10 protein-coding genes are annotated in these 11,968 nt (G+C 64.7%); 6 read left to right on the forward strand and 4 right to left on the reverse strand.

Translation table 11 applies throughout. From position 1 onward, the window contains the following. Positions 1-27: 27 nt before the first annotated feature. Positions 28-1,431 carry an MATE family efflux transporter gene (locus tag AB4Z43_RS10885; RefSeq protein WP_441937378.1) on the reverse strand — a complete coding sequence of 468 codons (1,404 nt, stop codon included), beginning with the start codon at positions 1,429-1,431 and terminating at the stop codon, positions 28-30. Positions 1,432-1,683: 252 nt separating this feature from the next. Here AB4Z43_RS10885 and AB4Z43_RS10890 point away from each other — a divergent pair, with 252 nt between their 5' ends. The 6 genes from AB4Z43_RS10890 (at position 1,684) to AB4Z43_RS10915 (ending at position 8,071) form a co-directional block, all read left to right on the forward strand. Next, complete coding sequence (locus AB4Z43_RS10890; protein WP_064985415.1) at positions 1,684-2,601, forward strand: AraC family transcriptional regulator; 918 nt, start codon at positions 1,684-1,686, stop codon at positions 2,599-2,601. A gap of 239 nt (positions 2,602-2,840) precedes the next feature. Further along, positions 2,841-4,115: an ABC transporter substrate-binding protein gene (locus AB4Z43_RS10895; protein WP_027047615.1), complete on the forward strand. Its 1,275-nt coding sequence runs from the start codon at positions 2,841-2,843 to the stop codon at positions 4,113-4,115. Between the two features lie 130 nt (positions 4,116-4,245). Continuing rightward, positions 4,246-5,112, forward strand: a complete 867-nt coding sequence (locus tag AB4Z43_RS10900; RefSeq protein WP_027047616.1) for a carbohydrate ABC transporter permease — start codon at positions 4,246-4,248, stop codon at positions 5,110-5,112. Then, positions 5,109-5,921 (forward strand): carbohydrate ABC transporter permease, encoded by an 813-nt coding sequence (locus AB4Z43_RS10905; RefSeq protein ID WP_027047617.1) that lies wholly within the window; start codon positions 5,109-5,111, stop codon positions 5,919-5,921. Before AB4Z43_RS10900 ends, AB4Z43_RS10905 begins: the two co-directional genes overlap by 4 nt. Positions 5,922-5,936: 15 nt before the next feature. Further along, positions 5,937-6,983: an NAD(P)-dependent alcohol dehydrogenase gene (locus tag AB4Z43_RS10910; RefSeq protein ID WP_019862512.1), complete on the forward strand. Its 1,047-nt coding sequence runs from the start codon at positions 5,937-5,939 to the stop codon at positions 6,981-6,983. 2 nt (positions 6,984-6,985) lie between these two features. Continuing rightward, positions 6,986-8,071 (forward strand): ABC transporter ATP-binding protein, encoded by a 1,086-nt coding sequence (locus AB4Z43_RS10915; RefSeq protein WP_441937382.1) that lies wholly within the window; start codon positions 6,986-6,988, stop codon positions 8,069-8,071. 8 nt (positions 8,072-8,079) lie between these two features. Here the strand turns inward: AB4Z43_RS10915 and AB4Z43_RS10920 are convergent, their stop codons facing one another. From AB4Z43_RS10920 to AB4Z43_RS10930, 3 genes are read right to left on the reverse strand one after another with little or no spacing between them, the layout of a single operon-like run. Next, positions 8,080-9,666, reverse strand: a complete 1,587-nt coding sequence (locus AB4Z43_RS10920; protein WP_019862515.1) for an FGGY-family carbohydrate kinase — start codon at positions 9,664-9,666, stop codon at positions 8,080-8,082. Beyond that, a complete protein-coding gene (locus tag AB4Z43_RS10925) occupies positions 9,663-10,346 on the reverse strand; it encodes an HAD family hydrolase (RefSeq protein ID WP_441937385.1) in 684 nt (227 codons plus the stop codon). Before AB4Z43_RS10925 ends, AB4Z43_RS10920 begins: the two co-directional genes overlap by 4 nt. A 15-nt stretch (positions 10,347-10,361) precedes the next feature. Continuing rightward, a complete protein-coding gene (locus AB4Z43_RS10930; RefSeq protein ID WP_019862518.1) occupies positions 10,362-11,840 on the reverse strand; it encodes a mannitol dehydrogenase family protein in 1,479 nt (492 codons plus the stop codon). Positions 11,841-11,968: the final 128 nt, after the last annotated feature.

Here is an 11,968-nt window from a genome sequence, read left to right on the forward strand (position 1 = left end):
ACCGCTGGCGGCCACCGGCCGTCTGGTTCAATGCCCGAACGCCAGCGGCGGTGCCAACCGATCCCGCCGCAGCCAGCGCGCCAGGAGCAGCGCCGCCACCACCGCCAGCCCTGATGACAGGCCGATCCAGATACCGACGCCGTGGAAGCCGAAATGGAAGGCGAGCAGCACACCGAGCGGCAGGCCGACGCCCCAATAGCCGATCGCGGCGTAGATCATCGGCACCTTGGTGTCGTGCAGGCCGCGCAGCATGCCGGCGGCGACCGCCTGCGCGCCGTCGAAGACCTGGAACAGTGCGGCAAACACCAGGAACGACACGGCAAGCGCGATCACCCTGGCGTTGGCCGGGTTGGCGAGATCGATGAAGGCGCTGATCAAGAGATGCGGCCACAGCACCATCACCAGCCCCATCAGCGCCATGAACGAGACGCCGATGACGAACGCGGTCCAGCCGGCACGCGACACGCCCTCCGGATTGCCGGCGCCATGCGCAAGCCCGACGCGAACCGTCACCGCCTGGTTGAGGCCGAGCGGCACCATGAAGGAGATCGAGGCGATCTGGATGGCGATGGCGTGCGCGGCCAGCGAATCCGCGTCGATCAGGCCCATCAACAGGGCCGCCGCGTTGAAGATCGTCACCTCGAAGGCGAGGATGCCGGCAATCGGCAGGCCGAGCCGCAGCAGGCCCTTGAAGCGCGGCCAGTCGGACCGCCAGAAGCGGCCGAACAGGCGGTAGCGCCGGAACCTCTTCTCCAGCATCACCACGAGAGCCATGCCCATGAACATCAGCATGCTGGACAGCGAGGTGGCGAGGCCCGAGCCGGCAATGCCCATCGCCGGAAAGCCGAGATTGCCGAACATGAACACCCAGTTGAACAGCGCGTTGCAGGCGACGGCGACGAAGACGATGATCAGCGCCCAGCCCGGCCGCTCCAGCGCCGAGATGAACGAGCGCAGCACGATATAGCCGTAGAAAGGCAGCACCGCCCATTCCAGCCAGCGCAAATAGATGCCGGCCTGGTGCGCCAGCGCGGGTTCCTGCCCCATCGCCAGCAGGATCGCCTCACCGTGCCAGAGCACGATCCAGATCGGGATCGAGATCAGGATCGCCAGCCACAGGCCCTGGCGCACGGTGCGGCGCAAATCGCGCACCGAATAGCGGCGGCGGCCGAGCTCGGTGGCGATCATCGGGGAGGTCGCCAGCATCAGGCCGAGGCCGAAGATCAGCGGCATGAAATAGAGGTTGGCGCCAAGCGCGCCGCTGGCCAGCGTGTCCGGCCCGAGCCTGCCCATCATCATGACGTCGGTGGCCGTCATCGCGGTCTGGCCGAGATTGGTCAGCACCATCGGCCAGGCCAGCGCCAGCGTCGCCCTGATTTCCTGACGCCAAAGATTTTCCGGCGCGCGAGCGCCGGCTTCGATCGCAGACATTGTTCCGCTCTTTCAAGGTTGCGGCGCATCGGCATAGGCCGGAAGCCGCATTGCAAACGGCAAAACCTTCGGTTTCGCGGCGTTTGCGCCGTCTATTGAACGAAATGCGACATGATGGCAAGGGAGGAGGAGCGGGCACCGATTGAGCCAGCGCCATTCCAGGGGCTACCGTAGCCTCGTTCCCTTGCCGGCCGCTGGCTGCTACGGATTGTCGTGGAGACCGGCAGCCAGCGAACCCGCCGGGAGGAACGGATGGCGTTCAGGCAGCGAAAAAACACGGCCGCGATTCCGCGCACGGCGCCCGCTTTCGAGCACATCGTGACCGAGGCGAGCGACAGTTTCCTGTGGCGGCTCGATGACTATCCCTGGGAGCGCAATGTCTGGAACTTCCATCCGGAATACGAAATCCATCTGCTGCGCAAATCCTCCGGCGTGGTCCTGGTCGGCGATCACATCGGCGAGTTCGGGCCGGGCTACCTGACCATTGTCGGCGGCGGCCTGCCGCATGACTGGGTGACGGCGGTGCAGCCGGGCGAGTTGATCGAAGGCCGCGACATCGTCCTGCAATTCGATGCGCAGAGGCTGCGCGGCTCGGTGGGCCTGCTGCCGGAACTGCGCGAACTGGAGCCGTTCCTGGAGCGGTCGCTGCGCGGCATGGTCTTCCACGGCCGAACGGCGCTGGAAGGCGCCGAGCTGATGGAGCGGATGGGAACCGTGCATGGGCTCGCGCGCCTCTGCCTGTTCCTCGAACTGGTCGACCTGCTGGCCAGGACCGACGAATACGAGCTTTTGTCGTCGCCGGATTTCTCGCCGCTCCTCGACGCCGCCTCGCTCGACATCATCCAGCGCACCCTGACCTATCTGTTCCAGCATTTCGCCGAGGATCTGAAGCTGCCGGACGTTGCCGAACGCGCCGGGATGAGCGAGAGCACATTCTCGCGCTTCTTCCAGAAGAACACCGGCAACTCCTTCAGCGACCACCTCGCCAAGCTCCGGCTCTGGCAGGCCTGCAAGCTGTTGGCCGACACCGACGTCGCGATCACCGACATCTGTTTCCAGGTCGGCTACATGAACATCTCCAACTTCAACCGCGCCTTCCTGCGCAAGCACAAGATGACGCCGTCCTCCTATCGCAAGCTGTCGCGGCAGCGGCTGACGATGCGCGCATAAGCACGGCCTAAATCAGCGGCTTTCACGCGATCGATACTCATGTGACGGACTTCGTTGAAGGGCGCCGTATTTTGCGCTGCACAATGCATAAAAGTACAGGTTTGCTGCAACGGGGCTTCTAGCTTGGCCCGGTTGAACTCCGCATTTTGGCGATGGGCGGCTTGTCGTTCGGGCGATGGTGAGGATCGCGAAGCCCGAGGACTTGCGCTTCCTGCGAATGTTCCTGGAGGAGAAAATCAATGAAACCAATTCGGCTCGCTGCGGGCTTGGGCGCAGCTTTCATGCTTTCCGCTACCGTATCAACCATCGCGCTGGCACAGGCGCCGGTCTGCTCGGCGCCGGTCAAGGTGCTGGCGCAACCGCGCGACGGCCTGACGCTTCTGGAGGACTCCAAGGCCGAGTTCGAGAAGCTCGCCGGCGCCGGCTTCCAGATCGACTATCTGAACGAAAACGACCGCCGGGCGAAATCGCGCGCCGATGCGTCCACCGTCGGCAATTACAACGTCTACTATGTCGACGAAGCCAATGTCGCATTGTTTGCCTCGTCGAAATGGATCGTGCCGCTGACCGATTATTACCCGGCTGACTATGACTATGCCGACTTCGATCCCGGCCGCCAGAAGGTCGCCACCTTTGACGGCAAGGTCTGGTTCGCGCCGCTGACAGGCGGCGGCGACCTGATGGTCTACCGCAAGGACGTGCTCGAGGCCGCCGGCATCCAGCCACCCAAGACGCTGGACGAGCTGATCGCCGACGTGCCGAAGCTCACCAACCCGGACAAGGGCATGTATGGCATCGCGCTGCGCGGCGCGCGCGGCTCGGGCGCCAATGTCTGGCGCTGGATGCCGTTCTTCAAGGCCTATGGCGGCCAATGGTTCGATGGCGACAAGCCGGTCTTCAATTCGGACGCCGCCGTCAAGGCGACCGAAACCTATCTGAAGCTGTTCAAGGATTCGGCACCCGGCACGCAGACCGGCAGCTGGGATGAATCGACCGGCGCCTTCCTGTCGGGCCAGGTCGCCATCCTCGTCGAATCGACGCCGCTGTCGGGCATGGCGGTGGACCCGAAGACCTCGCAGGTGGTCGGCAAGATCGGCTTCCTGCCGCCGCCCTCGCCGCTGCCCGGCGGCGGTTACGGCCATGGCCTTGCCATCGCGGCGAAGGCCAATGCCGATGACGCTTCGAAGAAATGCGCCGGCCTGTTCATCGCCTGGGCGACATCGAAGGAAAACGAGAAGCGCCGGCTCGACGCCCACCAGTTCGGCGAGTTGAACCGCACCAGCATCCTGTCCAGCAAGGAGTTCGCCGACATCTACGGCGCCGATCTCGGCCAGGCGCTGGCCGAAACCGGCAAGGTCACCGCGGTCAACTTCTGGCAGGATCCGCGCTGGCCCGATCTCGGCGACCGCTGGGGCATCATCCTCGAGGAACTGGTGACCGGCACCCGCACCGACATCAAGGGCGGCCTCAACGAACTCGACGCCTATGCCAACGAGCTGGCGAAGAAGAAGTAGGGCCATCCTCCCGCCCGTGGCACGCGGTCCGCGGCATTGTCCGCAACGCCGGGACCTGCGCGCCACGGGGAATTTGCCCAACGAGGAAATCATGCCGACACGATCGAGACGCAAGCGAGGATAGATGCCAATGGCCCGACGCACGTCGCTCCCTGTCACCTTCGTCGTTCCGACCATTGCCATCCTTCTGGTGCTGTCGATGGTGCCGACGCTCTACGCCATCGTCATCGCCTTGCAGAATCGCGAGTTGAGCACACCCGATTATTCCTGGGTCTGGCTGTCTAACTTCGTCGACCTCTTCCTCGACCGCCGCTTCCTCAACGCGGTCTGGGTGTCGGTCAAGTGGGAGATCGTCACTGTTGTCGCGACCATGGTGGTGGCGATCGGCCTCGGCGTGCTGATGTTCGAGGTCGCCAGCCCACGCCTACGCAATATCTACTGCCTGCTCTTCATCATCCCGGTGCTGTTGCCGCGCGTCTCGGCGGCCTTCGTCTGGAAGTTCGCCTATCACCCGCTCTACGGCATCGCCACCTATCCCTATAGGCTACTGACCGGTGGGCTAATCTTCGACCCGCTGTCCAAGCCGGCGACGGCCTTGTTCGCCGTCGCTTCGGTCGATGTCTGGCAATGGGGGCTGTTCTTCGCCGTCATCGTGCTGAAACTGCTCGAAACCTTGCCGCCGCAGCCGATCGAGGCGGCGCGGCTCGACCATGCCAAACGCTGGCAGATCCACGCCTATGTCACCTTGCCGATGCTGAAGGCGCCGTTGATCAGCCTGATGTTCGTCAAGATGATCGAATCGCTGCGCTCCTTCGACCTGATCTATGTGATGACCCGCGGCGGACCGGGCGTGGCCACCGAGACGCTCGACATGTACGCCTTCTCGCAAGGCTTCATCGAGTCCGGCAAGGTCTCATACGCCTCGGCCATGGCCGTGCTGATGATGATCGCCACCGTCATCACCTTCACCATGCTGTGGAAGCGGGTGCAGGCATGAGACCGGGTCGCCTGATCGGCAAGGCCATATTGGCGCTGGCTGGATTCCTGGCCGTGTTTCCGCTGCTGTGGACGGCGCTCAATGCGCTGAAGAACAATGTCGACATCATTACCCGCGTGCCGCGCCTGGTGTTCACGCCTACATGGGCCAACATCGGCTACATCCTCGGCCGCGACAGCGTGCTGACCGGGCTCTACAACTCGGTCGTCGCCTGCGGCTCGGCCGTGCTGATCGGCATCGTGCTCGGCCTGCCGGCGGCTTACGCGGTGGCGCGCTATCCCAACCGCTGGGCCGGCGACATCCAGTTCTTCGTGCTGTCGCTGCGCTTCCTGCCGCCGGTGGCGGTCGCCATCCCGCTGATGGTGATCTGGCTGCAGGTCGGCCTCTACGATACTTTGCCGGCGCTGATCATCACCTATTCGTTGCTCACCATCTCGGTGATCATGTGGCTCGCCATCCCCGCCTTCCAGAGCGTGCCGAAAGAGATCGAGGAAGCCGCCTTCGTCGACGGCTACGGCGCCTATTCGGTGTTCTGGCGCATCGCGCTGCCCGTGGCCGCCCGCTCCCTGGCAGGGGCGGTCGCCTTCAGCTTCGTGCTGGTCTGGAACGAATTCCTGATCGCGCTGATGCTGTCCAGCTCCAACGCCAAGACCTTGCCGATCGTCGCCTCGGAACTCTCCCAGCAAGGCATGAACGTGCCATGGGGGATTCTCAACGCCTCGGTCGTGCTCCTGTCGCTGCCGCCGCTGCTGTTCCTCGGCGTGCTCAGCGGCTTCCTGAATTCCGTTTTCCGGCAAAAAAAGACTTGATGTGAGGATTTCCCGATGCGGGCACTGGTGCTTGAGAAAAAAGGCGAACTGTCGTTGCGCGAGATCGCGCTGCCGCTCGATGTCGGGCCGGACGATGTCAAAATCGCCATCCACACCGTCGGCGTCTGCGGCAGCGACGTGCATTATTACACGCATGGCGCCATCGGCAGCTATGTCGTGCGCGCGCCGATGGTGCTCGGCCACGAAGCCGCGGGAACGGTCGTCGAGACCGGCGCCAATGTCGAGACGTTCAAGGTCGGCGACCGCGTCTGCATGGAGCCGGGCGTGCCGAACCTGTCGTCGCGCGCGACCAAGCTCGGCATCTACAATGTCGATCCCGACGTCAGTTTCTGGGCGACGCCGCCGGTGCATGGCGTGCTCGCGCCCTATGCGGTGCATCCCGCCGCCTTCACCTACAAACTGCCGGACAACGTCTCTTTCGCCGAGGGCGCGATGGTCGAGCCCTTCGCCATCGGCATGCAGGCGGCAAGCCGTGCCCGCATCGTTCCGGGCGATGTCGCCGTCGTCGTCGGCTGCGGCCCGATCGGCATCATGATCGCGCTTGCCGCCCTGGCCGGCGGCTGCTCAAAGGTGCTGATCTCCGATTTTTCCGCGCCCAAGCTGAAGATCGCCGCGCAATATGCCGGCATCGTGCCGGTCAATATCGGCGAGCGCTCGCTGGCCGACGCGGTAGCCGCCGCGACCGACAATTGGGGTGCCGACATCGTCTTCGAGGCCAGCGGCAGCCCGAAGGCCTTCGCCGATCTGTTCGATGTCGTGCGGCCGGGCGGCGCGGTGGTGCTGGTCGGGCTGCCGGTGGAGCCGGTTGCCCTCAACGTGCCGGCGGCGATCTCGAAGGAGGTGCGCATCGAGACGGTGTTCCGTTACGCCAACATCTTCGACCGCGCCTTGCAACTGATCGCCTCCGGCAAGGTCGACCTCAAGCCGCTGATCACCGGCACCTATGATTTCTCAGACAGCATCGAGGCCTTCGAGCGCGCTGCCCAAGGCAATCCGGAAGACGTCAAGCTGCAGATCCTGCTCACCGGCGAGAAGGGCTGACCATGTCCGCGATCGTTTGCTCCCATGTCGACAAGGCCTATGGCGCCACCACTGTGATCCGCGACCTCAACCTCTCGATCGAGGAACACGAATTCGTCGTGTTCCTCGGCCCGTCCGGCTGCGGCAAGTCGACCTTGCTGCGCATGCTGGCGGGGCTGGAGGATATCAGCGGCGGCGAGGTCTCGATCGGCGGCAAGGTGGTCAACGATCTCGATCCGGGCGACCGCGGCATCGCCATGGTTTTCCAGAACTACGCGCTCTATCCGCACATGACGATCTTCGACAACATCGCCTTCGGGCTGCGACGCCAGAAGGTGCCTTTGGCCGAGATCCGCAAGCGAGTCGACGCGGTGTCGAGGACGCTCGGGCTGGATCCCTATCTCGGCCGCAAGCCGGCCGAGCTTTCCGGCGGCCAGCAGCAGCGTGTGGCGATCGCGCGGGCCATGATCAAGACGCCAAAGGTGTTCCTGTTCGACGAGCCGCTTTCCAATCTCGATGCCAAGCTGCGCAACCATATGCGTGTCGAGATCGCGCGCCTGCACCAGTCGCTGAAGACCACCACCGTCTACGTCACCCATGACCAGCTGGAGGCGATGACGCTGGCCGACCGCATCGTGCTGCTGAAAGACGGTGTCATCGAGCAGATCGGCGCGCCGGCGGAAATCTATCTGCGGCCCGCCAACATGTTCGTGGCCGGCTTCATCGGCACGCCGAACATGAACTTCGTCGAGGTGACGGTCGGCCGCACAGGCAATGGCTGGACGTTGACCGGCGCGGGAACGGTGCTTTCGATCGAGGGCCGGGGTTTTCATCTGCAGCATGGCGACCGCGCCGTGCTGGGCATCCGGCCGCCGGACCTGAAGACGGCGAATGCCGGCGCCGCCGGCATATTGCAAGGCACGGCCGATCTCATCGAATTCCACGGCAATGACGCGCTGGTGACATTCGGCTCCGGCGGCAAGGAGATTAGCGCGCTGGTTCCGGCACGCGAATGCCCGGCGCTGAATGCCCCTGTCCGCTACACATTCGAGGAAGAGGCCATCCATTTGTTCGACGCGACATCAGGCGCGTCGCTGCGCAAGCAGTAGGCAAAAGCCTATCGGATGGCGTCGAGGGCCTGGCGCTGGCGGTGCATCTCCAGGAAAATCCGGTAGTCGCGGTCGAAGCGGGCGCCGGCTGCCGGGTTGGCGGCCCGCCTCTTGCCGCCTTGCTGCATGGCAAGGCAGGCGGCGTTGAGGTCGGGAAAAAGCCCGGCGGCGGTGGCGGCAACCATGCCGGTGCCGAGCAGCACCGCCTCGTCGGCCAGCGGCTCGACCACAGTGCAGCCGGTGGCGTCGGCGTAGAGCTCCATCAGCAGCGGGTTCTTGGTGTGGCCGCCGGTGACATGCAGCGTGTCGATCAGATAGCCATTCTCGTTCAGCGCCTCCAGCACATGGCGCACGCCGAGCGCGATGCCGACGGCGGTGCGCCAGTAGAGCTTGCAAAGACTGTCGAAAGAGGAATCCAGCGTCAGCCCGCTGACGACGCCGACGGCATGCGGGTCGGCGAGCGGCGAGCGGTTGCCGTGAAAATCCGGCAGCACATGCAGGCGCGCGGCGAGGTTGTCGCCCTCGGCGGCGCGCAGTTCGGCGACCCGCCTGGCGATCTTGGCGTGCATGGCGGCGTCCGGCTCGCCGCCGGCGCCGTGCCAGCGGATAATGTGGTCGAGCAGCGCGCCGGTGGCCGACTGGCCGCCTTCCGACAGCCACAGCTTCGGCAGCGCAGCACCATAGTAAGGGCCCCAGACCCCGGCGAAAGGCTGCGGATCGGGCGACATCGCCATGACGCAGCTCGACGTGCCGGCGATCAGCGCCAGATGCCGGCCGATATCCTGATCGTCGCCGGCAAAGCCGCCGAGCACGCCAAGCGCGCCGGCATAGGCGTCGATGACACCGGCGCCGACCCGGCAGTTTTCGCTCAGGCCGAGCTCCGCCGCCGCTTGCGCCGTCAGCGGACCAATGTCGGCGCCGACCGGACTGGCCCGCTCCGGCAGATTGCCGTGCTCGAAAAGGTCGTCAAGGCCGACAATCTCGAAGAAATCGCGCTGCCAGGCGCTTTCCTCATGCGCGAGATAGGTCCACTTCGCCGTCAGCGTGCATTGCGAACGAGCCAGCGAGCCGCTCGCCTGCCAGGTCAGGAAATCGGCCAGGTCGAATAGATAGCCGGCTTCATTCCAGGTCTTGGGGAGGTTGCGCTTCAGCCACATCAGCTTCGGCGTCGCCATCTCCGGCGACATGACGCCGCCAATATAGTTGAGCACCTCGTGGCTGCTCGCCGTGCATTCGTCGGCTTCGGCAATGGCGCGGTGGTCGAGCCAGACGATGGTATCCCAGCGCTTCTCGCCGGTGGTCGAAACGCTGAGCTGATCGCCTTGCCGGTCGCGCACCACCAGCGAACAGGTCGCGTCGAACGAGATGCCGACAATGTCTTGCGCCGCGACGCCGGCTCTTTCGCGGGCGGCACGCACGGCGGCGCAGACCGCCGACCAGATGTCGCGCGAATCATGCTCGGCATGATCGGGCTTCGGCTGGTTCATGGCGATCGGCCGATCGGCACGGCCGAGCAAGATACCACGGGCGTCGAGAATGCCCGCGCGAGCGCTCCCGGTGCCGACATCGACCGCGCAAACAAACTGTTTCGTCAAGATGCTCTAACTCTCGCTCCCAGGCCTGCAATCAGATCGGGCAATTGCAGCATGTCAGCGAATATAAAGTCCGGTTCACTCGACGCAAGCCGCGCTTTCAAAGCGGGGTTGCCGGCATGAGCGCCGCCGGTGAAGGCAAGGACGCGCATGCCGGCCGCACGCGCCGCCGCGACGCCGGCCGGACTGTCCTCGATAACGAGGCATTTGCGCGGATGCGCCCGCATGCTGGCGGCGGCGTGCAGGAAAAGGTCGGGCGCCGGCTTTCCCTTGGCGACCATGGCTGCGCTGAACAGATGCGGCTCCATCAGCCCGAGCAGTCCGGTGACGTCGAGCGCGTAGCGGATGCGCTCCAGCGTGCCCGAAGAGGCGACGCAGAACGGCAGGCCGAGCTTCGGCAACATCTCCTTGACGCCGGGGATGGGCTTGAGCTCCTCGCGGAATCTTCTCATCAGGTCGACGCGCATGGCGGTCAGATGCTGATCGCTGATCTCCAGGCCGAAGTCGCGGGCAAGGATCTCGCGCACGCTTTTCATGCTCTTGCCGAGGAAATGCTCGTAGGCGGCGTCCTCACTGACAGTGCCGCCGGCACGTCCGATCATGCCGAGCAGTGCCGAGACGGAGAGCGCCTCGCTGTCGACCAGCACGCCATCGCAGTCGAAGATGACCAGTTCAGGCGTCATGATGGCTGGTAGCTCTCAGAGCTTGCCGGCGATGTAGCGTGTCAGCGTGGCCCGGGCGCCGTTGGCCCACAGCACGTTGAGGGCGTGGCCGAAGGCCTCGACGAACGCCGTGGCGCGGCCGACATCGCCATAGATGTCCTCCATGGCGAGCCAGGCGGCCGGCGCCTCCTTTGCTGCCTTTGCCGTCGCTTGCAGCCGGTCCCAGCTCGGGTCGTTGGGTTCGATGACGGCGCCGCTGTCTGATGTGCCGAAACAGTAGCGGCACCACAGCGCCGATTCCAGCGCCAGCCCGGCAACGCTCTTTCCGGCCTTCAGGCGGTCGGCGATGGTCGGGATGATGAATTTCGGCTGGCGGTTGGAGCCGTCGAGGCAGAGCCGGCGGATGGTGTCGCCGATCTTGGGATTGGAAAAGCGCTTCTCGATGAGCTGGTAATAGTCCTCCAGCACCGTGTCCGGCACCGGCGGCACCGTCGGGATGATCTCGTCGTGCTCGAGCTTGTCGAGAAAGCCGCGCACCAGCGGCTCCTGCATCGCCTCATGGACGAAATGAATGTCCATCAGCCCGGCGGGATAGGCGATCGTGGCGTGGCCGCCATTGAGGATGCGGATCTTCATCAATTCGTAGGGCGCGACGTCTTTGACGAACTGCACGCCGACCTTTTCCAGCGGCGGCCGGCCATCGGTAAAGCGGTCTTCCAGCACCCATTGCCGGAACGGTTCGCAGAACACCGGCCAAGCGTCCTCGACGCCGAAATCCTTTGCCAGTATGCCGCGCTCGCGGTCGGTGGTGGCCGGCGTGATGCGGTCCACCATGCCGTTTGGAAAGGCGACGTTGCTGCTGACCCAGTTGGCGAGATCCTCGTCGATCAGCCGCGCCAGACCGATGACGCCATCCGAGGTGACGTGGCCATTGTGAGGGATGTTGTCGCAGGACATCACGGTGAACGGCACGGTGCCCTCGTCGCGCCGGCGCAGCAGTCCGGCGAGGATGATGCCGAACACGGTCTTCGGCGTCGCGCCCGGCTGCGCGTCGGCGACGATATCGGGATGGGCCGGGTTGAAGACGCCGGAGGCCGGGTCGATGAAATAGCCGCCTTCGGTGATGGTCAGCGAAACGATCTTGATCGCCGGATCGGCAAGCCGCTCGATGATGCCGGCCGCGTCGCCGGGCATCAGGAAGTCGATCATGGCGCCGGTGACGCGGGCGCTCATATGGCCTTCATCCTGCTCGACCACCGTGGTCAGCCAGTCCTGCTCTTCGAGCTTGCCGCGACCGATCTTCTCGCCCTCGAAGACGCCGGCGCCGACCAGCGCCCAGTCATGGCCGACACCTGAATTGAACAGATCGTCGAGATAGACCGCCTGGTGCGAGCGGTGGAAGTTGCCGACGCCGAAATGCACGATGCCGGCCTTGAGCTTGGCGCGATCATACTTAGGAACGGCAACATTGCCGGGCAGGCTGGAGAGGTTTGAAGACGAGAGTTTCACGGTCATCTGTTTTACCCTTTGGCCGGGCTTCGGCCTCGTTACTCCGCCTCTCTCCGTCCTGTCGGGAAAGGGACGACACATGCCTTGCGAGGCCGATGCGGCCTGTAATGTGAGCCTCTGCTCCTCGCGGAGGG

It is taken from the genome of Mesorhizobium sp. 2RAF45 (assembly GCF_052115225.1).
GTDB lineage: Bacteria > Pseudomonadota > Alphaproteobacteria > Rhizobiales > Rhizobiaceae > Mesorhizobium > Mesorhizobium jarvisii.